The organism is Brachybacterium fresconis (assembly GCF_017876515.1).
Lineage (GTDB): Bacteria > Actinomycetota > Actinomycetes > Actinomycetales > Dermabacteraceae > Brachybacterium > Brachybacterium fresconis.
In genome coordinates this window covers 3,087,631-3,109,076 of the sequence record NZ_JAGIOC010000001.1, presented here as the reverse complement: position 1 = coordinate 3,109,076, position 21,446 = coordinate 3,087,631, and the positions used below count along the sequence as shown (strand labels likewise).

18 protein-coding genes are annotated in these 21,446 nt (G+C 71.7%); 12 read left to right on the top strand and 6 right to left on the bottom strand.

The window, feature by feature from the left end:
- Together JOF44_RS13885 and JOF44_RS13880 are read left to right on the top strand one after the other, a co-directional pair.
- Nucleotides 1-1,215 (top strand): serine hydrolase domain-containing protein, encoded by a 1,215-nt coding sequence (locus JOF44_RS13885; RefSeq protein WP_209892568.1) that lies wholly within the window; start codon nt 1-3, stop codon nt 1,213-1,215.
- Nucleotides 1,212-1,592 (top strand): hypothetical protein, encoded by a 381-nt coding sequence (locus JOF44_RS13880; RefSeq protein ID WP_209892566.1) that lies wholly within the window; start codon nt 1,212-1,214, stop codon nt 1,590-1,592. Before JOF44_RS13885 ends, JOF44_RS13880 begins: the two co-directional genes overlap by 4 nt.
- Nucleotides 1,593-1,868: 276 nt before the next feature.
- On the opposite strand, the gene JOF44_RS13875 is transcribed toward JOF44_RS13880, so the two are convergent.
- Nucleotides 1,869-2,738 (bottom strand): alpha/beta hydrolase, encoded by an 870-nt coding sequence (locus tag JOF44_RS13875; RefSeq protein WP_209892563.1) that lies wholly within the window; start codon nt 2,736-2,738, stop codon nt 1,869-1,871.
- A gap of 192 nt (nt 2,739-2,930) precedes the next feature.
- On the opposite strand from JOF44_RS13875, the gene JOF44_RS13870 reads away from it, so the two are divergent.
- The 5 genes from JOF44_RS13870 (at nt 2,931) to JOF44_RS13850 (ending at nt 10,474) form a co-directional block, all read left to right on the top strand.
- The gene (locus JOF44_RS13870; RefSeq protein ID WP_209892560.1) at nt 2,931-4,334 is read left to right on the top strand and encodes an alpha-amylase family glycosyl hydrolase; all 1,404 of its coding nucleotides are present in this window, start codon (nt 2,931-2,933) and stop codon (nt 4,332-4,334) included.
- 211 nt (nt 4,335-4,545) lie between these two features.
- Nucleotides 4,546-5,916: an IS1380 family transposase gene (locus JOF44_RS13865; protein ID WP_209886296.1), complete on the top strand. Its 1,371-nt coding sequence runs from the start codon at nt 4,546-4,548 to the stop codon at nt 5,914-5,916.
- 187 nt (nt 5,917-6,103) lie between these two features.
- Nucleotides 6,104-6,457, top strand: coding sequence for a hypothetical protein (locus tag JOF44_RS13860; protein WP_209892557.1), 354 nt, complete (start codon nt 6,104-6,106; stop codon nt 6,455-6,457).
- Nucleotides 6,458-6,689: 232 nt separating this feature from the next.
- On the top strand, nt 6,690-8,666 hold the full coding sequence (locus tag JOF44_RS13855) for an ABC transporter ATP-binding protein (RefSeq protein WP_209892554.1): 1,977 nt from the start codon (nt 6,690-6,692) through the stop codon (nt 8,664-8,666).
- A complete protein-coding gene (locus JOF44_RS13850; RefSeq protein WP_209892551.1) occupies nt 8,663-10,474 on the top strand; it encodes an ABC transporter ATP-binding protein in 1,812 nt (603 codons plus the stop codon). The genes JOF44_RS13855 and JOF44_RS13850 overlap by 4 nt, the downstream gene beginning before the upstream one ends.
- Before the next feature lie 154 nt (nt 10,475-10,628).
- Here the strand turns inward: JOF44_RS13850 and JOF44_RS13845 are convergent, their stop codons facing one another.
- A complete protein-coding gene (locus tag JOF44_RS13845) occupies nt 10,629-11,285 on the bottom strand; it encodes a GNAT family N-acetyltransferase (protein ID WP_209892548.1) in 657 nt (218 codons plus the stop codon).
- Nucleotides 11,286-11,420: 135 nt separating this feature from the next.
- Nucleotides 11,421-11,915: an Hsp20/alpha crystallin family protein gene (locus JOF44_RS13840; protein ID WP_209892546.1), complete on the bottom strand. Its 495-nt coding sequence runs from the start codon at nt 11,913-11,915 to the stop codon at nt 11,421-11,423.
- 151 nt (nt 11,916-12,066) lie between these two features.
- On the opposite strand from JOF44_RS13840, the gene JOF44_RS13835 reads away from it, so the two are divergent.
- Nucleotides 12,067-12,696, top strand: coding sequence for a pyroglutamyl-peptidase I (locus tag JOF44_RS13835; protein ID WP_209892543.1), 630 nt, complete (start codon nt 12,067-12,069; stop codon nt 12,694-12,696).
- Nucleotides 12,697-13,454: 758 nt separating this feature from the next.
- On the opposite strand, the gene JOF44_RS13830 is transcribed toward JOF44_RS13835, so the two are convergent.
- On the bottom strand, nt 13,455-14,369 hold the full coding sequence (locus JOF44_RS13830) for a rhomboid family intramembrane serine protease (RefSeq protein ID WP_209892540.1): 915 nt from the start codon (nt 14,367-14,369) through the stop codon (nt 13,455-13,457).
- Between the two features lie 148 nt (nt 14,370-14,517).
- Complete coding sequence (locus tag JOF44_RS13825) at nt 14,518-15,672, bottom strand: winged helix DNA-binding domain-containing protein (protein WP_209892537.1); 1,155 nt, start codon at nt 15,670-15,672, stop codon at nt 14,518-14,520.
- Between the two features lie 153 nt (nt 15,673-15,825).
- On the opposite strand from JOF44_RS13825, the gene JOF44_RS13820 reads away from it, so the two are divergent.
- Complete coding sequence (locus JOF44_RS13820) at nt 15,826-18,021, top strand: MMPL family transporter (RefSeq protein WP_342591785.1); 2,196 nt, start codon at nt 15,826-15,828, stop codon at nt 18,019-18,021.
- Between the two features lie 108 nt (nt 18,022-18,129).
- Here JOF44_RS13820 and JOF44_RS13815 read toward each other — a convergent pair whose 3' ends face one another.
- Nucleotides 18,130-18,666, bottom strand: a complete 537-nt coding sequence (locus JOF44_RS13815; protein WP_209892534.1) for a peptidylprolyl isomerase — start codon at nt 18,664-18,666, stop codon at nt 18,130-18,132.
- Nucleotides 18,667-18,973: 307 nt separating this feature from the next.
- On the opposite strand from JOF44_RS13815, the gene JOF44_RS13810 reads away from it, so the two are divergent.
- The 3 genes from JOF44_RS13810 to gluQRS are packed head-to-tail and all read left to right on the top strand — an operon-like array spanning nt 18,974 to nt 21,415.
- Nucleotides 18,974-19,759, top strand: coding sequence for a hypothetical protein (locus JOF44_RS13810; protein ID WP_209892532.1), 786 nt, complete (start codon nt 18,974-18,976; stop codon nt 19,757-19,759).
- Nucleotides 19,760-19,793: 34 nt separating this feature from the next.
- Nucleotides 19,794-20,453 carry a GNAT family N-acetyltransferase gene (locus JOF44_RS13805; protein ID WP_209892529.1) on the top strand — a complete coding sequence of 220 codons (660 nt, stop codon included), beginning with the start codon at nt 19,794-19,796 and terminating at the stop codon, nt 20,451-20,453.
- Between the two features lie 11 nt (nt 20,454-20,464).
- Nucleotides 20,465-21,415: a tRNA glutamyl-Q(34) synthetase GluQRS gene (gene gluQRS, locus JOF44_RS13800; RefSeq protein ID WP_209892526.1), complete on the top strand. Its 951-nt coding sequence runs from the start codon at nt 20,465-20,467 to the stop codon at nt 21,413-21,415.
- Nucleotides 21,416-21,446: the final 31 nt, after the last annotated feature.

The window sequence follows — 21,446 nt, the reverse complement described above, 5'->3', positions numbered from 1 at the left end:
ATGGCCGAGCATCCGCGGCCACCGGGCCCCGAGGACTCCGATGACGCCGGCGCCGACGCTCCGGGGTCCACGAGCCCAGGACTCGAGCAGCCCCCGTCGTCGGCCCCCGAGTGCCCGGCGCACACCCCTCCGCGCCCCGCGCGCCGCACCGTGCTGGCCGCGGGCGTGCCCGGGGCGGCGGCCGTGATCGGGCTGACCGCCCTGACCGGTCCGCGGCCCGCCCGGCTCGCAGACCCCACCGGCGACCCGCAGCTGACCACTGCCCTTGCCCCGCACCTTGCGGGCCACCGCCACGTCGCGGTCGCCGTCCTGGACGGCAGCGGCACCACCCGCTTCGGCGGGTTCGGGGCCACCGCGACCCGCGAGTTCGAGATCGGCTCGGTCACCAAGACGTTCACGGGTGCCCTGTTGGCCGAGGCCGTCGCGCGGGGTGAGGCCACCGTGGACACCACGGTCGCCGAGGTGCTGGGCGCGCAGGCCGACGCCAGCGCGATCGCGGACGTGACCTTCGCCGAGCTCACCACCCACACCTCGGGCCTGCCGCGCCTGTCCCCGGACATGATGCTCGCCGGCTGGCTGGCGGCGCTGCGCCGCAAAGACCCCTACGCCGGACGCGACGGGGACGACGTGATCGAGGCGGCGCTCGCGACGACCCCGAGCGGACGCGGCGAGCGCTCCTACTCCAATTTCGGCGTCGCCCTCCAGGGCCAGCTGCTGGCCCGCCTCGCCAACACCGACTACGCCACCCTCCTCGCCCGGCGCGTCCTCGAACCCCTGGACCTGGGCGACACCTACGCCCCGATCACCCCCGCCGGTCTCCGCGCGGATGCCCCGCACGGGCATACTCCGACGGGCCTGCGAGCAGCGCCCTGGACCATGGGCGGCAGCGCCCCCGCGGGCGGGATCCGCTCGACCTCGAGGGACCTGGCGACCTATCTCGCGGCCGTGGCCGACGGCTCCGCCCCCGGCGCCGCCGCCGCGACCGAGGTGCTGCTGAAGGGCGAGGACGGCGAGCGCACCTCGATGAACTGGTTCCATGAGGACTTCGCCGGCGACGGCTCGCGGATCACGTGGCACAACGGCATGACCGGCGGTTTCGCAGCGTTCGTGGGTTTCGATCCCGCTGATGGACGAGGCATAGCCGTCCTGACCGACACCGCCCGGAGCGTCGATGAGCTCGGCGTCGGCGTGCTGACCGGGGAGGTGGTCCTGTGACCGAGCTGCTCCGCTTCGCGCCGCTGCTGGCCGCCGCGGTGGTGGTCGCGGTCGTGCTGGTCTCGACCCTCACGCTCTTCAGGCGCCACCTGCACCCGCTGGAGGTGCTCGTGCGCGCTGTCAGCGCCGCCAGCATGATCGGGATCCTCGGACTGATCGGGATCGTCCCGCCGACGCTGTGGTGGCTGCCGTGGCTGCTCGCACTCGGTGTCGTGGGTGGGACGGCGCTGGCCTGTCGTCGCCTGCTGACCAGCGATCCGCCCGCTGAGCCGACGCGACGGGAAGCCCGACATCTGACCCGGCCCGGCATCATGAACGTCCTCGCGGAGGCAGTCATCTACCTCGCGCTGGTGATCTTCGCAGTGACAGCGGGCTGACCGGGGCGACCTTCGTCTCCATCGGCCCCCTCGGCCGGTTGCCCCGTCACCCCGTCACCCCGTCACCCCGTCACCTCGTGCCATGCTCGGCCGGCCGTCGCGGCGAGATCCGGAATGCGGGACTCATGCGTACGGCCACGCCGTATGGGGGATCGGCAGGTCGAGGACGTCCCATGAATCATCCCGGGCCGATGCACCGTCGTGGCGTCGGACACCGTCAGGCGGTGCATTCGCCCCGGCCCGTCGACCCCGGGTCATCCCCTGGTCGGCCCCTGGTCAGCCCCGCAGCGGCAGCCAGTCCAGGACGTCCTGGATGCCCTGGTCCCAGAACTCCCAGCTGTGGTCGCCGGGGCGCAGGCGCGAGGTCAGGTCGACGCTCGCGGTCTCGGCGGTCTCGATGAACCGACGGTTCTGCTCGAGAAGAGCATCCTCGGTGCCGCAGTCCAGGAACAGCGCCGGCAGCGAGAGCGGGTCCGCGGTGGCGAACCTGCCCAGCAGGTCATCGGCGGTGCCCGCGAGGTCGCGTCCGCCCCAGACGCGCTCGGCGAGATGGCCGGTGTTGTGCTCGAGCCCGAGCGAGGCCGGATCCAGCGCTCCGGACAGGCTGGCCGCGGCCGCGAAGCGCTCCGGATGGTTCAGCGCCAGCTTGAACGCGCCGAAGCCGCCCATCGAGAGCCCGGCGACGAAGGTGTCCTCCCGGGCGGTGGAGATCCGGAAGGTGCGCGCGACCAGCTCCGGCAGCTCCTCGGCGACGAAGGTCCAGTACCTCTCCCCCACCGCCTCATCGCTGTAGAAGGAGCGGCGAACCTCGGGCATGACCACGGCGATGCCCTTCCCGGTCGCGTAGCGCTCGATCGAGGTGCGCCGCTCCCAGATCGTGCAGTCGTCGCTGAGCCCGTGCAGCAGGTAGAGGACCGGCACGCCCGGCGCCGAGGCGCTGCTCCCGTCGGCGGCACCCCCGGAGACGGCACCTCCGTCGGCGGCTCCCCCGGCGGCGTTCCCGACGGTCGCGCCGTGGTCCCCGCCCCTCGAAGGCTCGTCGGCTCCCTCCATGCCGATGCCGGAGGCGGCCTGCGGCATCAGCACCACCATCGAGGTGCCCATGCCGAGGGACTCGGAGAAGAAATCGGTGCGCATGCGGATCATCGGTGAGGTCTCCTGGAATGGTCGGCGCCCGGCGGCGCGTCGGATCGTGCGGCCGGTCCCCATTGAACACCGCACACCCTGGATCACGGCACGCCCCGGAACACCGCACACGCTGGATCACGGCACGCTCGGGATCACCGCACGCTCGGGAGCACCGCACGCCCCGGAGCACCGCACGCCTACGATGGCGGCATGAACACCACGGCGCCGTCCTCCCCCTCCTGGATCCGGGATGCGATCTGCTGGCAGGTCTATCCCCTGGGCTTCTGCGGCGCGCCCCCGCACCGCGAGGACCTCGAGGGCGAGGGGTACGGCGGGGCGGCGGGCGAGAACGTCGTCCACCGCCTGCCGCGTCTGCTGGGCTGGCTCGATCATCTCGTCGGCCTCGGCGCGAACGTGCTGCTGCTGAACCCGATCTTCGACTCCGTCTCCCACGGCTACGACACCCTCGACCACCGCCGGCTCGACCCCCGGCTCGGCAGCGACGAGGACCTCGACGCGCTGATCGCCGCGTGCCACGAACGCGGCGTTCGCGTCGTGCTCGACGGCGTCTTCAACCATGTCTCGGACCGCCACCCGGTGGCGCGCCGCGCGATCTCCGTCGGCCCGCACGCCCCCGAGAGCGCGCACATCCGCTGGGCGGGCGAGCAGCCCTACGGCTTCGAGGGCAATGCCGACCTGGTCGAGCTGGAGCTGCGCGATTCCGTGGTCCAGGACTCGGTCGTGGACGTCATGACGGGCTGGCTGGACCGCGGGATCGACGGCTGGCGGCTGGATGCCATGTACTCCGCGGGTGCCGAGGCCTGGGCGCCCATCCTCGAGCGGGTCCGCGCCGCGCATCCCCAGGCGTGGCTGCTCGGCGAGGTCATCCATGGCGAGTACCCGGCCTTCGCCGCCGACTCGGGCGCGGACTCGATCACCCAGTACGAGCTGTGGAAGGCGATCTGGTCGGCGCTGCTCGACCAGAACCTCTTCGAGCTGGCCCATGCCCTGGGCCGTCACCAGGAGTTCCTCGAGACCGACGGTGGCGCCCACCCGCTGACGTTCGTCGGCAACCACGACACCACGCGCATCGCCTCGCAGCTGGAGGACGGCCGCGATCTGGCCGCCGCGTACGCGCTGCTGGCGCTGCTGCCGGGTATCCCCGCGGTGTATGCGGGCGATGAGTTCGGGGCGGTCGGCATCAAGGAGGAGCGCGCCGGCGGGGACCACGCGGTGCGGCCCGCGTTCCCGGACGATCCGGCCGACGCCGCCGACGGCAGCCATCTCGCGGTGCTCCACCCCGCGGCCGCCCCGCGGATCCTCGAGGTGCATCAGCGCCTGTTCTCCCTGCGTCGCCGCGAACCCTGGCTGGCCGAGGCCGAGGTCACGGTGCGCGAGGAGACCCTCGAGAACACCTACGCCGAGATCGTGCTGACTCCGCACCCCTCCGACGGGGCCGCCGCGCCGCTGACCATGGTGCTGAACCTCGGCGAGGAGGACCGGCCTGCTCCCGGTGAGGTCGTCGAGACGGTCAGCGGCGCCGACATGCTCGACGCCGTCGGCCCGGCCGCGGCCGGCGTGGTGCCCGCCCACGGGATCGCCGTGGTGCGGTGAAGGGCGTCTGCTGAGGGGATCCCCCACGCTGCGGGGAGGGCGTCGACGGCGCGCCGTGGACCTCGCTGCCGGCGATCATCCGGGACGAGGCGCGACCTCAGCCTGGATCCGCCGGTCGGGTAGGCGGGTCGTGACAGCCAAATGCTCCTGTGGCCAGCGATAATGGGACTGTTCGAAGGTTCCATGACGCTGAGCAACAGGAGCACTGGTAGTGCGAGTATCCCATGATTTCTCTGCCGAGTTCGATGATGACAATCTGGTTGGTCGGGCGGGGCTGGTGCCGGTGATGGCGCTCGCGGAGTCGGCGGGCCTGCCGGGCCTGGTCGCCGAGCACGTCACGGTGCCGGGCAGCATCGGTTCCAACGCCGATGTGAAGGTCCCCTCCCTGGTCGCGGGAATGCTCGCTGGCGCCGACAGCATCTCGGACATGGACGTTCTGCGTCATGGCGGGATGGGCCGGGCGTTTACCGCGCGGCGGGCACCCACGACGCTGGGCACCCACCTGCGCGGATACACCTTCGGGCACGTGCGCCAGCTCGACGCAGTCGCCTCCAGGGTCCTGACCGGGCTGGCGGCCCGGGTGCCGGGCCTGTTGAGCGGTGGCGACCGGGTCGCGTTCGTCGATATCGATGACACGATCCGGGCCACCCACGGCTACGCGAAGCAGGGCGCCGGCTACGGCTACAGCGGGGTGAAGGGTTTGAACGCCCAGGTCGCGACCCTCTCCACGCTGCAGGCCGTGCCGGTGATCGCCGGGATCCGGCTGCGTCGGGGCGCGGCGGCCTCGGCCCACGGCACCGCGGCGATGATCGGCAGCGCGTTGGCCACTGCGAAGCGCGCCGGCGTCTCCGGGATGGTGACCGTGCGTGCGGATTCGGCCTACTTCCAGCACGCCACGGTGGCCGCGGCCCGCCGGGGCGGGGCCCACTTCTCGCTCACCGCGAGGATGAACCCGTCCGTGGTCGGGGCGATCTCTCGCATCCCCGAGGACGCATGGACGCCGATCAAGTATCCGCAGGCGATCTGGGAGGAGGCCGAGCAGCGGTGGATCTCCGATGCCGAGGTCGCCGAGGTCGAGTACACCGCGTTCACCTCCCGCAAGCAGGCCGAGCACGTCACGGCCCGGTTGATCGTGCGTCGCGTGAAACGCCTGAACCCACGCCACGGGCACAGTGAGCAGGGCGGGCTGCTGGATGCGTATCGCCACCACGCGGTGTTCACCGACTCACCGCTTTCGATGCTGGCCGCGGAGGCCTCCCACCGAGACCACGCGATCGTCGAGCAGGTCATCGCCGACCTCAAGGGCGGGCCGCTGGCTCACTGCCCCTCCGGGGTGTTCACCGCCAACAGTGCCTGGACCGTGCTGGCCGCGATCGCGTTCAACCTCGCCCGCGCTGCCGGGGTGCTGGCCTCGAGCTTCCATGCCCGCGCCCGCTGGCAGACCCTGGTCGATCATCTGATCGCGGTGCCCGCCCGGATCGCGAACCGCGCCCGCTCCTGGCGACTGCACCTACCGCGGAACTGGCCCTGGCACACGGCCTGGGAGAACCTCTTCGACACCACCCGGGTGATGATGACCTGACCAGCAGCGATCTGTCCCTACGAGAAGGAACCGAAGTGGAAATGCCGGGCAGACCGGCAGCACCCGCACGCCCTCACGCCGGCATCAGGGTCACTGCTCGACCGCAACCATCGAAAAGCACCCCGGAAACCCGATCGGCGCATCGAGGCTCAGAGAACACACACGAGCCCGGCGTAGCCTTCGGGCCATGAGCACCGCGATCAAACCCGCCGAGTCCGTGAACACCGCCTCCGTCGTCACCGCGGGGCTGATCGGCGGCTGGTTGACCGCCCGCGAGACCGGCATCCGCCCGCTCGGCGGGGTCGTGCTCGCCGCCGCCGGGGTCTACGCCGGCCGCACCTGGCTGGCCCGCCGCGGACCCGCCACCACCGCCGTGCTCGGCGCCACCTACGTGGTCGGCTTCGGGCTCTCGCACCCGCTGGCGAAGAAGATCGGCTCCTGGCCGGCGGTGCTCGCCGTGACCGCTGCGACCGCCGGCGCCGCGGCGCTGCTGTCCGACGCCGCCTACGGCGAGTGGACCCCCGCCGAGCCCGACGCCTGAGCCGACCCGCGGCGGCCGCGGCGACGACTTGCGCCACCTCCTGTCGCGAAGATCCGCCCGCCCAGCGATGCACGGCAGCGACCGCTGCCGACGGGAACGTCGGTCGCCGACGTGCCTGACGCATCGACGACGCGGCGCTGAAGCGCTATCCATCGTGGGAATAGTTGACTAGGCTAAGGCTTCGTTCCCGACCGCCGGGACCGCGCAATTCCCACTGAGGTTCCCTTTCCCCATGCTCGGCACCATGAGCCGCCTCTGGCAGACGGTCCGCCCCATCCGATTCCGCCTCTATCTGGGTCTGTTCAGCGCCCTCACCGCCTCCCTCGTGGCGCTGATGATCCCGCAGGTCCTCGAGTTCATCGTCAACCGCCTGGAGACCGACGCCGTCGCCTCGACCATCTGGACCGGGGGCGCGATCGTGCTGGCCCTCGGTCTGATCGAGGCGATGCTGATCTGGATGCGGCGCACCTTCGCCGTGGCCCCCTCGACCACGGTCGAGAAGCAGATCCGCGTGAACTTCTACGAGAAGCTCCAGCACATGCCCGTGTCCTTCCACGACGGATGGGGCTCCGGCCAGCTGCTCTCGCGCATGCTCACCGACATCAACCAGATCCGCCGCTGGATCGCCTTCGGCATGATCATGGTGGTGACCAGCTCGGTCACCATCGTGGTGGGCATGTGCCTGCTCTGGCGCTCCTCCGGCATCCTCGCGATCATCTTCTTCCTGGCCGCGGTGCCGGTCTCGGTGATCGCCTATCGCTTCAACCGCAGCTTCTCCGTGCTCTCGCGCCGCGCCCAGGACCAGAACGGCGATCTGGCCACCACCATCGAGCAGTCGGTGCAGGGCATCCGCGTGCTGAAGGCCTTCGGGCGCGGCCCCAACGCTCTCGACGACTTCACGGACCAGGCCGACGAGCTGCGCCGCACCGAGGTGCGCAAGGCCACCGCGATCGCTCGCTTCGACATGTCGATGTTCATGCTCCCCGAGCTCGCCCTCGGCATCGCACTGCTGGCGGGGCTGTACCTGACCGCGGACGGTTCGATCACCACCGGCCAGCTGGCCTCCTACTTCGCGACCGCCACCTTGGTGGTGGGCCCGGTGCGTCAGCTCGGCTCGCTGCTGGGCCAGGCCGTCAACGCGACGACGGCCCTGGACCGCCACTACGAGGTGATGGACGAGGCCAACTCGATCACCTCGCCCCCGGATCCGACCCCCGTCGACCCCGCCCGCGCCGTCGGCGCCGTGCGCCTGGAGGGCATCCACTTCCGGTACCAGGACGCCCCGGGGCACGTCGGCGACGTGCTGGACGGCGTGGACCTCGAGATCCGTCCCGGCGAGACCATGGCGCTGGTGGGCGTGACCGGCAGCGGCAAGTCCACGCTGCTGCAGCTGGTGCCCCGCCTGTACGAGGTGACCGAGGGCTCGCTCACCATCGACGGCGTCGACGTGCGCGCCATGGACCTGATCACCCTGCGCACCCTGACCGCCTTCGCCTTCGAGGACGCCACCTTGTTCTCCGACTCGGTGCGCGAGAACGTGCTGCTGGGCGCGAACCCCGCACTGTCCGATGCGGAGCGCGAACAGCTGCTGGACCTCGCGCTGCGCACGGCCGACGCCACCTTCGCCTTCGACCTGCCCGAGGGCGTGGACACCCCGATCGGGGAGGAGGGCATGAGCCTGTCCGGCGGCCAGCGTCAGCGTCTCGCCCTGGCCCGTGCGATCGCGGCCAAGCCGGCGGTGCTGCTGCTGGACGATCCGCTGTCCGCGCTGGACACCAAGACGGAGGAGACGGTCACCACGCGCCTGCGCGAGGTGCTCGAGGGCACGACGACGCTGATCGTCGCCCACCGCACCTCCACCGTGGCCCTGGCCGATCGCGTCGCGATGCTGGACCACGGCCGCGTGGTCGCCGTCGGCACCCACACCGAGCTGCTGAAGTCCTCGGCGCGCTACCGCTGGGTGATCGCCAACCAGGCCGAGGAGGCCCGCCGCGACCAGGACATCGAGACCCTCACCGGGGAGCTCGAACTGGCCGCGATCCAGCAGGCCGCCGGGGACGAATCGCCGACCGCGGGCCCGGACGGGGCCCCGTCGACCGCCCCACCGGGCGAGCCCGCCGACGCGGACCGCGAACGGACCGTGACCGCCGGGAATCCCGCCGTCGGGGGCCGACGGCCCGAGCGCGAGGACGGGGAGGAGCAGCGATGACCACCACCGTCGAGAACAACCGCGACGACGAGCAGCACACGCCCGACGCCGCCGAGGTCAAAGCCTCCCGCCAGCGCTCCTTCGCCCTGCTCGGGGAGCTGATCTCCCCGGTCAAGGGCCAGTTCGTGGTCATGGGCATCATGGTGGTGTTCGCCCAGCTCGCGGTCGTCGCCGGCCCCGCGATCATCGGCTGGGGCATCAACACCGGCCTGCCGGCGCTCCAGGCCGGGGATCCCGGCCGCGCCATCCAGGCCGCGGCGCTGACCGTCGCCGCGGCGGTCGTCGGCGGCGTGCTGACCTTCGGCTACGTGCGCCAGTCGGTGGTGGTCGGCCAGCGCATGCTGCTGGCGCTGCGCCGGAGGGTCTTCCGCTTCACCCAGCGCCAGGATCTGGAGTTCCACGAGTCCTACACCTCGGGACGCATCGTCTCGCGGCAGACCTCCGACATGGAGGCGCTGCGCCAGCTGCTGGACTCGGGCGTGAACGTCATGGTCGGCGCGTCGCTGTCGATGGTGTTCACGATCGTGCTGATCGTCTGGAGCGACTGGGTGACCGGTGTCGTGATGCTCCTGATGCTGATCCCCTGCGTGCTGCTGACGATCTGGTTCCAGAAGCGCTCGAGCATCGAGTACCGCGCGATCCGCACCCACTCGGCGCGGCTCATCGTCCACTTCGTCGAGGCCATGGCCGGCATCCGCGCCGTCAAGGCGTTCCGCAAGGAGGATCGCAACCAGAAGGAGTTCGACACCCTCGCCCAGGACTACCGCGACGCCTCGCTGCGGTCCGTCAACGTGTTCGGCATCTACCAGCCCGCGCTGCGCATCCTGGCGAACGTCACCATCGCCGCCGTGCTGGTCGTCGGCGGGTTCCGCGCGCTCAACGGGGACCTGGAGGTCGGCACCCTGGTGGCGCTGGTGCTGTACGCGCGGCGCTTCTTCCAGCCGGTCGACGAGATCGCGAACTTCTACAACGCCTTCCAGTCCGCGGTCTCGGCGCTCGAGAAGATCGCGAACCTGCTGGCCGTGCAGCCGCACGTGCAGGAGGCGACCGAGCCCACACCGCTGCCCGCCTCCAGCGGAAAGATCGATTTCGAGGACGTCTCCTTCCGCTACACGGCCGACGGGCCGCTGGTGCTGCAGCCGATGGACCTGCACATCCCCGCCGGACAGACGATCGCCCTGGTGGGCCAGACCGGTGCCGGCAAGTCCACGGTCGCCAAGCTCATCTCCCGCTTCTACGACGCGACCGAGGGCAGCGTGCAGCTGGACGACGTGGACCTGCGGGACATCTCCATGGAGGACCTGACCCGCAACATCGTCATGGTCACCCAGGAGGCCTACCTGTTCTCCGGGACCGTCGCGGACAACATCGCGCTCGGCAAGCCGGGGGCGAGCCGCGAGGAGATCGAGGCCGCGGCCGAGGCCATCGGCGCTGACTCCTTCATCGAGCAGCTCCCCTACGGCTACGACACCGATGTGAACAAGCGCGGCGGGCGCGTCTCGGCCGGCCAGCGCCAGCTGATCTCCTTCGCCCGCGCCTTCCTCGCCGATCCCCGCGTGCTGATCCTCGACGAGGCGACCAGCTCGCTGGACATCCCGTCGGAGCGGATGGTGCAGGAGGGGCTGACGAAACTGCTGGGGCACCGCACCTCGCTGATCATCGCGCACCGCCTGACCACGGTCATGATCGCCGACCGGGTGCTCGTGGTCCACGGCGGCGAGGTCGTCGAGGACGGCTCCCCGGCCGAGCTGGTCGCCGCCGGCGGTCGCTTCGCCGCGCTCTACCAAGCGTGGCAGGAGTCGATGTGAGCCACTGACCAGGGGCGGCGCGGGAACCGCTGGCCAGGGGCAGTACGGGAACCACTGGCGCTCGGCGAGCACGCAGCCCCTCATGCGGCCCTGCGTGCTCGCTAGGCGCCAGTGGATGCGATCGCGTGGCGATGACTCGCGATGACCCACCCCCTCAGGCGCCGAGCAGCTCCCGCAGCTCCGCGGTGAGGCCCTCGACCTCCACCGGCACCTCCGGTCGCCGGAACCGCTCGGGGGTGAGCAGGAAACGCTGCTGGAGCACGGCCGGGCCGGGCTCGGTGGACATCTGGGTGCCGTTGTCCGCGTAGCCGCAGCGGCGCGAGACGGCGAACGAGGCGTCGTTGCCCATCACCGCGGCCGACTCGGCGCGCTGCGCTCCGAGGTGGTCGAACGCGAAGGTCAGCATCGCCTGGCGCATGAGCGTGCCGTAGCCCGCCCCGTGCACGTCCCGCGTGAGCCAGGAGCCGGAGGTGACAGTGCGACGCTCGGCGAAACGGTGCGCGGCGATGTCCTGGCAGCCGATGAGGCGCCCGTCGGACCAGATCCCGAGCGGCATCGTCCACTGCTCGGTGGTCAGCTCGGCGCGCAGTCGCCACTGGAAGCGCAGCGCCTCCCGGACCCGGGTGGCAGGGTCGTTGCGGTACCAGGCGAACACGTGCGGGGAGTCGGGATCGGCGAAGATCGGCCGACGGATCAGCGCGGCGTACTCCGGCAGGTCCGGATCGGCGAGCGGACGCAGGGTGAGCTCCCCGGCCGTGATGACGAGGCCGAAGGGCGGGTGGAGCGCGGTGAGCGGGCAGAAGGCGGTCATCACCCCAGGGTAGGGAGCAGGCTCGCTGCGAGCACGCGGTTTTCCTCGGCCCACCCGCACGAGCGGAGGGGCCGGCCGCCGTGGCGGCCGACCCCTCCGGTCGGTGCGGCGCTCCGCTGGTGCGGAGCGCGGCGGTCAGGCCCCGGCAGCGACCGGGACGCGCGATCCGGCATCCTCGGATGTCGCGGACGCCTCTGGTGCTTCCTGCTGCTCGCCGTCCGACGCCGTGTGCTCGGCGTGGGAGACGGCGATCTTGCGGGGCTTGGCCTCCTCGGCCATCGGGATGCTCAGTCGCAGCACGCCGCCGGTGTAGCTCGCGTCGATCTTGTCGAGCGCGACGCGGCTGCCGAGGGTGAGCTGACGGGCGAAGGTGCCCGACGGGCGCTCCCGGGTGAGCCAGGCGCGCTCCCCGTCGGCGGCGGTGGCCGCGCGCTCGGCGCGGATGGTCAAGGTGCGGTCCTCGACGTCGACGTCGATGCTCGACGGGTCGACGCCCGGCAGGTCGATCTCCGCCGTGAAGGCATCGCCGTCACGGTAGAGGTCCATCGGCATGCCGACCGAGGCCGGGGTGCGGGTGAGGTCCGAGAAGAGTCGGTCGACCTCGTGGAAGGGGCTGAGGGTGCGAGCCATGGTTGTCCTCCTGGTGTGCTCGGGAAAGGCGCCGTCGAGGCGCCGACACTCCCTCCAACACCTTGAGCCGAGGTCTTATTCCATAGTTGAGCGTCCCCGACTCATGTCGGGTGCGTCACGGGATCATGGTGCCGCCTCTACAGTTGAGCCCATGGCGATCGATGTGCTGCTGACCGGCTTCGAGCCCTTCGCGGGGGCGGCGGCCAACGAGTCCTGGGAGGCCGTGCGGGGTGCGGTGCCGCGGTTGCGCGAGCAGGGGCTCGAGGTGGCCGCGGAGGAGCTGCCGGTCGAGTTCGGCTCCGCCGGGGACCTGCTCGCGACAGCGGTGCGGGAGCATCGCCCACGCCTCGTCGTCGCTGTCGGGCTCGCCGCCGGGCGCCACGGCATCACTCCCGAGCGGGTGGCGATCAATGTGCGCGATGCACGGATCCCCGACAACGCCGGCACCGCTCCGGTCGACGACCCCGTGATCGCGGGCGGCCCGGTCGGACACTTCACCTCGTTGCCGATCAAGGCGATGGTCGCCGCACTGGCCGACGACGGCATCCCGGGCTCGGTCTCGCAGACGGCGGGCACCTACGTCTGCAACGACGTCTTCTACCGTCTCCAGCACCTGCTCGCGACCGATGCGAGCCTGGTCGGCATCCGGGGCGGGTTCGTCCATGTGCCCGAGGCCGCGGTGGTCGATGCCGTCACCGCCTCCCGGGCGCTGACGCGCATGGTGCTGGTCGCGCTGGACACCCCGACGGATCTTCAGCGGCCCGGCGGCGCGGAACAGTGATGCCGACGGACGCGTCGCCCGCCATGGCGAGCGCGTCGACAACACCGACGCCCACCCGCCACATCCGCCACATCCGCCACATCCGCCACATCCGCCACATCGGGGCGTAGCAGACTCCGGCGCATTCGTCCACGGGGTGCACGAGCGCCGTGCACATCAGTCCCGGAGATACCCCGGATCTCCTGCGTCAGCACCGTCGCCACGCCTGGATGCAGACGTTATCCACAACGTTATCCACAGACGTGGACGAATGACAGGCTTGTAGTTCCGCAGGTACCAGCGATGTCGACGGCGTGTCGGACATCCACGGCACCGAGCGATCGATGACCGCGGGGTCACCGTCATCGACGACGACACCGGATCCCGGAGATTTTCACCATCACCCCAGGTCACGAAAGTTTCGTTCCGCCTGCTCCCGGGTCAGCCCGTAGCCGCGCGCCGGGTCGCACTGAACAGATCCGCTGGCCAGCAGCCGGAGGGCGACGGGAGGCCGGACGTGTGGTACGTCGGACCGTCCGTGCACCGCGCCCACCTTCTGTCCACAACGCATCCTCGGTTATCCACAATGCGTCCCGGAAAGTCCCCCGCCGTTCCACGTTCGTCCCCAATTCCGTCCACAACTGGGGATAGTCACACCGGTGTCATTCACCCGGCGACGGTCCGCGGGAGCGCAGACGGGACCGGAGCGGCCACGTCGCAGGCTCGGGCCCGACGACGCGGGGCGCAGGCCCGACGTCACACGCCGCGGCCGCGGCGTCTCAGGACGGAATCGTCAGGGTCTTGATGATGATCAGGACCACGCACAGCAGCACCATCGCCACGATGACTGCAGCGTGCAGCAGGGCCGAGCGCTTGGCCAGGGCCTGCCGATCGGCTCCGGGGCCGGCCTGGGGACGCAGGGCGAACAGGGCTGCCGTCAGCGCGCCGCCGACCACGAGCCCGCCCAAGTGCCCCTGCCAGGAGATGTTGGGGACGGTGAAGGTGATGACGAGGTTCAGGCCGATCAGCACGAGGATCTGCGCCGTCTGCCCGCCCAGGCGTCTGTTGACGACGAACATCGCCGCGAACAGGCCGAACACGCCACCGCTGGCGCCGAGAGTGCCGGAGTACCAGGCCTGGCTCATGGGATCGGCGATCAGGTAGACGGCGGTGTGCCCGCCCAGCAGCGAGGCGAAGTAGACGCCGGCGAACCGCGCATGGCCCATCGTCGGTTCGAGGTACTGGCCCACGATGTACAGCGCGTACATGTTCAGCAGCAGGTGCATGATCCCGCCGTGCAGGAAGCCCGCGGTCAGGAAGGTCCAGGGCATGACCAGTGCATAGCCCGGCACGAACAGGCCCAGCCCGTAGACGATCGCGGGCACGGCCATCTGGCCGAGGTAGGCGAGCACGCACAGGCCCATCACCGTGTAGGTGACCACGGGCTTTCCGCGGCCCATGCCGCCGCCCATCGCGTTGCGCGGGCGCGAGGCGGCCTGCTGCTTGCTGATCTCCCGTTCGCAGTCCACGCACAGCACACCCACGGAGGTGGGCCGCTGGCAGTCCGGGCAGGCCGGACGGTCGCAGCGCTTGCAGCGCACGTAGCTCACCCGGTCGGGGTGCCGGGGGCAGACGGGGGATGCCTGCTGCTCCGGATGGTCCTCGGCGCTGTAGCCGTAGCTGGGGCGTTCCATGGGTGCCATTCCACCACGGGGACCTGGGCCGGCGCCGAGTCCCGGGTGGTCGGCGGACCGCGAAGCCGGCGCCGAGTCCCGCGACGAGCGCCGGGTCCCGGACGGGCCCAGGACCCTGCGGCCGGCGGCATCGATCGCGTCCCTGCGCTCAGGGCACGGTGTACGGGAACGCGGCGAAGAGCTTCTCGAACCGTCGACGCTGCGGATCGCTGATCGGCCGTTCCGCGGTCAGGTCGAGCCGGCGTCGCCCCGCCGCTCCCACGCGGGTCCAGACGCCGACCATCTCACCGCGACGGATCGCAGAGCGCTTGAAGACCCCGTTGTTGCCGGGAACGAGCGCGCGGTGGCGTGCGTCGTCCATCAGGTAGAACCGGTCGCGGTAGCCGAGCACGAGCTCGTCGAACCCGGGCAGCAGCAGCTCGGTCATGGTCTCCTTCTCGGCGGTGGCGTACTCCTCGAGGAGCCCTGGTCGCCACCACAGCTGCTCGCCGTCGCCGCCGCGGGCGGCGGCGGCCGTGGTGTGGAGCCGGCCGTCGCGGTCGGCGTACCCGGTCTCGAACTGGTCGGCGATCTGCGGCAGCGCGGCGCGGATCCGCCCCAGCGGCAGCTTGGACCACCAGGCGAGGTCCCGCTCCCCCGCCGGTCCGTGGCTGAGGAAGTACCGTCGGCCGAGTTCGGCGGCCGCCGCGGTCCCGTCCCCGCCGAAGGCCCCTTCGAGGTCGCTGCCCGCCGGCAGCCAGCTGCGCGCCAGCACGACCGCGGTCTCCCCCTCCCGCCACGGCCCGTAGGCGGCGACGCCGAAGGAGATCAGCTCGCTGAGCAGGTGATAGCCGCGGCCCTGCCGGGTGTCGACCCCCGCCGCCTCCCACGCGGCGAGCAGGTCCTTGCGCAGCACCCCGCGGCCGACGCCCGGTCCCGAATGCTCCGCAGCGATCTCCTCGAGCACCTCCTGCGCTCGGCCCACATGGTGCTCGGCGAGGTCGAGCTGCCCGCGGCGGGAGATCGCCGCCCGCAGCGGACCGGCGGCACACAGCTCGGTGAGCCAGGCGAGGGTGTCGGCGGCGACGGCGAAGACGGTGCCGCGCATGGGGTAGCCCCGCACGATCTCCCCGCGGTCGAAAGCCGCGAGCACATCCTCGATGTCTCCGCCGGTGCGCAGCGCCAGGGAGGCCATCACTCCGGCCAGGTCCTGGCCCTGGTGCGCGCCGAAGGCTCGGGCGGCCTCCGTCGGGCCCGCGAAGCGGGGCGGCCCGACGAGGCCCTGGGCGAGGATCCGGGCACCGGCGAGATGTCGCTGCGTCATGGACCGAGCGTAGCGAGCACCACCCACGCCCCACCGGCGAATACATCGATCGGTTGATCCGGGGACGACCCCGCGTCCATAGCGTGGGAACCACCCCGACCCGGGGACCGCATCCCCCGCCGCCACCAGCGGTTATCTCATGAAGGACTCACCGTGCCTGCACCCACACACACCACCGGTCGTCACCGGGCCGGCGATCCCGCTCCCACCGACCCGTCGGCCGACGGTCGCCGCGAGGACGTCGCCCCTGCTGCATCCGGCTCCGGAGACCGCACCGGTCCCCTCGGCCATCTCGGCACCCGGATCTCCGGCGCCCTGACCGGACGCCGCTCGGCCTGGGTGATGCTCGCCGTATTCGTCGCGCTGCTGGTCGCCATGGCCGGCGGCCTGCGCGGCGCCGGCCCGGCCGCCGGCATGGATGCGCTGCCCGACAGCTCGGAGTCCTCCCGTGCCGCCGCGATCGCGGACACCATGGAGGGCAACCGCTACCAGCCGGTGTTCGCCGTGGTCACCCGCGACGACGGCGGCGAGCTGACGGCCGACGACACCGCCGCGATCGAGTCGCTGCGCGCGGACCTCGCCGAGGTCTCCGGCCGGGACGCCGTCGGCCCCATGCCCGCCGAGGACGGCGAGGCCGACCTGGTGATGACCACCGTCGACTCCGAGGCCGACGACGACACGATCGACGCGATGATCGACGATCTGCGCACCGCGGCCGACGAGTCCGCCCCGGAGCAGCTGACCGTGTCGGTCACGGGCGGTCCCGCGGTCGGCTCCGACATCCGCGGTGCCTTCGCCGGCGCGAACTTCACGCTGCTGGCCGTGACCATCGCCGTGGTCGCCGTGCTGCTCCTGCTGACCTACCGCTCCCCCATCCTGTGGCTGATGCCGCTGTCGATCGTCGCGCTCGCCGACGGCGCCGCCGGCGCCCTGACCTCGATGCTCGGCGAGCAGTTCGCCCTGGCCTTCGACTCCGGTGTGATCAGCGTGCTGGTGTTCGGCGCGGGCACCAACTACGCCCTGCTGCTGATCTCCCGGTATCGCGAGGAGCTGCACGCCACCGACGACCATCGCGCCGCCCTGGCCACCGCCTGGAAGCGCACCGCGCCCGCGATCATCGCCTCCAACGTGACCGTGGTGCTGGCACTGATGACCCTGCTGTTCGCGGTCATGCCCGCCACCCGCGGACTCGGGATCGCCGCCGCGGCCGGCCTGCTCGTCGCCCTCGTCGCCGTGCTCTTCCCGCTCACCGCGCTGCTCGCCGTCGTGGGACGCAAGGTCTTCTGGCCCTTCGTCCCGAAGCCGGAGGACGCCGCCACCCGTCGGGACGACGCCGAGCACGGGCCGTTCGCGGCCGTCGCCCGCACCGTCACCCGTCGCCCCGCCGTCGCCGCCATCACCTCCGTCGTCCTGCTGGGAGTGCTGGCCACGGGCCTGATCGGCACCCGCGTGGGCCTCTCGCAGGACGAGCAGTTCGCCTCCGCCAACGAATCCTCCACCGGCTTCGTCGCGATGGCCGAGCACTACGGCGCCGGGGAGAGCGCCCCGCACCAGATCGTCGTGCACGAGGACGCCGCCGAGGCCGCGGTGGAGACCGCGGAGTCGGTGCCCGGCATCGACCGGGCCTCCGTCACCGGCACCACGCCGGACGGCTGGGCCGTGCTCTCCGCCATCGGCACCGCCGAACCGGAGTCCCCCGCCGCGATCGACGAGGCCGAGGGGCTGCGCGATTCCCTGCACGCGCTCGACGGGGCCGACGCCCTGGTGGGCGGGACCACGGCGAGCGCCATGGACGTCCGCGCCGACTCCCTCCGCGACCTGCTGGTGGTGGCGCCGATGATCCTCGCGGTGGTGCTGCTCGTGCTGATCGGCCTGCTGCGGGCCGTGGTCGCGCCCCTGGTGCTGCTGACGGTGAACGTCGCCAGCTCCGTCGCCGCGATCGGCCTGGGCCTGTGGGCCGGTCGGCTCCTGTTCGACATCCCCGCGCTGGACGTGACGGTGCCGCTGCTGGCCTTCCTGTTCCTGGTGGCCCTCGGTGTGGACTACACGATCTTCCTGGTCCACCGCGCTCGTCATGAGGCCGCGACCCACGGGACGACGCAGGGCATGGTGCGGGCCGTCGGGTCCACCGGTGTGGTGATCACCAGTGCCGGCGTGGTGCTGGCCGCCGTGTTCGCCGCTCTCGGGGTGCTGCCCCTCGTGGTGCTGGGCCAGCTGGGGCTGATCGTGGGCCTCGGCGTGCTGCTGGACACGCTGGTGGTGCGCACCGTGCTGGTGCCGGCGCTGTTCGCCCTGATCGGGGACCGCATGTGGTGGCCCTCGCGTCCGGCCGCCGCACAGCACGGCTGACCGCCGGAGACCGCCGGATGCAGAACCGCCCGCCCTTCGATCGAAGGGCGGGCGGTTCTGCATCCGACGCCGGCCGGCTCGCTCAGCGCGAGCGGGGCCGGAGCGGGATCACTTCTCGATGGAGACCTTCTCGATGACGATGTCCTCGAGGGGACGGTCGCGCATGTCGGTCTTGGCGGCGCCGATCTCGTCGACGACCTTCTTGGAGTCCTCGTCGACGACCCGGCCGAAGACAGTGTGCTTGCCCTGCAGGTGCGGGGTGGGGCCGACCGTGATGAAGAACTGCGACCCGTTGGTGCCCGAGGGCTGGCCGGTGATCGCGTTCATGCGCTTGCCGGCATTGGCCATGGCCAGCACATAGGGCTCGTTGAAGTTCTTCTCGGAGATCTCGTCGTCGAAGGAGTAGCCGGGGCCGCCGGTGCCGGTGCCCAGCGGATCACCGGTCTGGAGCATGAAGCCGGCGATCACGCGGTGGAAGACCACGCCGTCGTAGAACGGGCGGGTGACCTTCTCGCCGCTCTCGACGTCGGTGAACTCGCGGGTGCCCTCGGCGAGGCCCACGAAGTTGTCGACGGTCTTGGGGGCATGGTCGGGGAACAGCTCGAGACGGATGTCCCCGTGGTTGGTGTGCAGAGTTGCGAACATGGCGCAATCTTCGCACAGACGCCCGCGCGCACGGCATCCGCGCCGGTGACGCGGTTGCTCCCAGGTTCCACCCCGAGGACGGCATCTCCCCGGGGGCCCGCCGCGCCCCGGAGGACGACCGGCCCGCGGCAGGCCCGTCGGCCGGAGCCGACCGTTCGGCAGGGAGCGAACCTGACCATTGCCCGAGGAGGACCCGTACTCTGTCGCGTTAGAGTTGTCCCACACGGGTCGCGTCATCCTCCGGGATGCCCCGGCCCAGGGACCACCGTCGGCCCGACCCGGCGGATTCGACCGAAAGGGGAACCTCATGGCGCTGACCTCCAAGCGTGAGACCAAGAAGGCCAAGAAGCAGGCCGAGAAGACCGCCGAGGCTGCCGGTTCGACCGCGCAGCGTGCCGAGAAGGCCGTGGAGGAGCTGCAGAAGCTCGCCGCGACCGTCGGTCCGGTCGTCTCCGAGGGTGCTCGCGAGGCCCGTTCGCGCGCGAACGATCTGGTCGACCAGTACGGCCCGGGCGTCGAGGAGCGCTTCCGTCAGCAGAGCGAGAAGCTCTCCGAGCTGTCCTCGTCCTTCGGCCCGCGTGCCGACAAGTTCAAGCAGGACGTGCAGGACGATTACATCCCGCGCGCCCGCAAGACGGCGGAGACCACCGGTTCCGTCCTGAAGGCCGCCGTCGACGCGGCCCGCCAGGAGCTCGACAAGGGCCAGGGCGACATCAAGGCCGCCGCCCTGCAGCCGGAGCCGGCCAAGAAGAAGGGTCGCGCCGGGAAGGTGCTGCTCGTCCTCGGTCTGGCCGCCGCCGGTGCTGCCGCGGGCTACATCGCCTGGCAGAAGACCCGCCCGGTCGAGGATCCGTGGGCACCGCCCGCGGACTTCGCCCGTGCGCACTACCCGGCCTCCGCCTCCTCCGACGCGGACTCCTCCACCGTCTCCGACACCGTCGGCTCGGCCGATGCCGGAGACGTGGCCCAGTCGCTGAAGGGCGAGGACCGCGCCTCGGACACGGAGCCCAAGGAGGTCAAGGTCGACTCCGATGCGGACGAGAGCATCGAGAGCGACGACGAGAAGCGCGGCACCCACCGCGGCGACGCCTGAGCTCCGTCACGGCGCTCTGAGCACGCAGCATCCCGTGCACGGCGCGGCGATCCCGTCCTTCGACGGTGATCGCCGCGCCGTTCGTCCGTCCGCCGTCTCCCCGGTGCGCACGCCTCGGCTCCATCTGGCCCCGGTCTGCTCGAACGACCTCGAGGAGCTGTTCGCGCTGCATGCGGATCCCTGCGCCTTCGCCGAGGACCTCACCGAGCCGCTGACCGAGGTCGCGCAGATGCGCTGGGTGCTCGGGCGGTGGCTCGAGAGCTGGGAGCGTCACGGGACCGGGTATCTCACGGTGCGCCCCCGGGCGGAGGACGGGTCGGCCCACGGCAGCACGGACGACGGCGCCTCGCGAGCAGGAGCGCGGCGCGACGGGCCCCTGCTGGGCGTCGTCGGGATCACCCCGCTCGAGGACGAGCGGGCCCTCAGCGCGTACTGGCGCCTGGATCCCGCGGCGACCGGTCACGGCCTCGCCACCGAGGCGATGAGCGCCGTGCTCGCCCACCCCGCGCTCGGAGCCCGCCATCACGAGGTGCTCGCCGTGACGGCCGCCGCGAACCGTCCCTCCCGCGCCCTCGCCGCCCGGCTGGGCTTCTCCCCCGCCCCGTCAGGCCGGCCGGTCCCCGGCGACCGGTCGGACGACATCCTGCTCATCCGCCCGCCCGACGCCCCGCTGTCACGGCGGAGCACCATCTAGACTCCTGCACCATGGACACCCCGTCCCCGCCACCCCCTTCCCCGAGTGTCGGTGCCGGACGCTACGCACCTTCTCCCAGTGGTGACCTGCACCTGGGGAATCTGCGCACCGCGATCCTCGCCTGGGCGCTGGCCCGCCGCACCGGACGCACCTTCCACCTGCGCATCGAGGACCTCGATCGGGTGCGGGAGGGCTCGGAGGAACGGCAGCAGGCGGATCTCGCCGCCCTCGGCCTGGACTGGGACGGCGAGGTGGTGCGGCAGTCCGATCGCGGCGCGGCCCATGACGCGGCGATCGAACGGCTGGTCGGGCGCGGCCTGGTGTTCGAGTGCTACTGCACCCGCCGCGAGATCCAGGAGGCGCCGAGCGCCCCGCACGCCCCGCCGGGCGCCTACCCCGGCACCTGCCGGGATCTCACCTCCTCCCAGCGCGCCGCCGGCCGGGCGCGGATGCGCGAGCTGCAGCGGGAACCGGCCCTGCGCCTGCGCGCCGACGTCTCCGAGTGGGCCGTCGAGGACCTGTGGGCGGGCACGGTCACGGGCGCGGTCGACGATCTGGTGCTGCGCCGGGGCGACGGGGTGGTGGCCTACAACCTCGCGGTCGTCGTCGACGATGCCGCCGCCGGGGTGGACCAGGTGACCCGGGCCGACGACCTGCTCAGCTCCGCACCCCGCCAGGCGCACCTGGCGCACCTGCTGGGACTGCCCGAACCCGGCTACGCCCATGTCCCCCTCGCGGTGAACACCGCCGGGGCACGACTGGCCAAGCGGGACGGCGCGGTCACGCTGCGGGACCGGCTCGAGCGCGGCGAGCCCGTCGCGGCGGTCGTCGCGCGCATCGGGGACTCGCTGGGACTGCCGGGATGCCGGACCGCCGCCGACGTGCTGGAGCGCTGGGAGCCCTCGACCCTGTCTCCGCAGGCCTGGGTCGTGCAGCCCTGGATCGTGCAGCCGAGCGGGTAGCGTCGGCACTGCTCCCGCCCGGGGCACCGGA

Coding starts and splice junctions, on each gene's coding strand:
- JOF44_RS13885 (WP_209892568.1), top strand. CDS start 1: ATGGCCGAGCATCCGCGGCCACCGGGCCCCGAGGACTCCGATGACGCC.
- JOF44_RS13875 (WP_209892563.1), bottom strand. CDS start 2,738: ATGATCCGCATGCGCACCGATTTCTTCTCCGAGTCCCTCGGCATGGGC.
- JOF44_RS13870 (WP_209892560.1), top strand. CDS start 2,931: ATGAACACCACGGCGCCGTCCTCCCCCTCCTGGATCCGGGATGCGATC.
- JOF44_RS13860 (WP_209892557.1), top strand. CDS start 6,104: ATGAGCACCGCGATCAAACCCGCCGAGTCCGTGAACACCGCCTCCGTC.
- JOF44_RS13855 (WP_209892554.1), top strand. CDS start 6,690: ATGCTCGGCACCATGAGCCGCCTCTGGCAGACGGTCCGCCCCATCCGA.
- JOF44_RS13850 (WP_209892551.1), top strand. CDS start 8,663: ATGACCACCACCGTCGAGAACAACCGCGACGACGAGCAGCACACGCCC.
- JOF44_RS13845 (WP_209892548.1), bottom strand. CDS start 11,285: ATGACCGCCTTCTGCCCGCTCACCGCGCTCCACCCGCCCTTCGGCCTC.
- JOF44_RS13840 (WP_209892546.1), bottom strand. CDS start 11,915: ATGGCTCGCACCCTCAGCCCCTTCCACGAGGTCGACCGACTCTTCTCG.
- JOF44_RS13835 (WP_209892543.1), top strand. CDS start 12,067: ATGGCGATCGATGTGCTGCTGACCGGCTTCGAGCCCTTCGCGGGGGCG.
- JOF44_RS13830 (WP_209892540.1), bottom strand. CDS start 14,369: ATGGAACGCCCCAGCTACGGCTACAGCGCCGAGGACCATCCGGAGCAG.
- JOF44_RS13825 (WP_209892537.1), bottom strand. CDS start 15,672: ATGACGCAGCGACATCTCGCCGGTGCCCGGATCCTCGCCCAGGGCCTC.
- JOF44_RS13815 (WP_209892534.1), bottom strand. CDS start 18,666: ATGTTCGCAACTCTGCACACCAACCACGGGGACATCCGTCTCGAGCTG.
- JOF44_RS13810 (WP_209892532.1), top strand. CDS start 18,974: ATGGCGCTGACCTCCAAGCGTGAGACCAAGAAGGCCAAGAAGCAGGCC.
- gluQRS (WP_209892526.1), top strand. CDS start 20,465: ATGGACACCCCGTCCCCGCCACCCCCTTCCCCGAGTGTCGGTGCCGGA.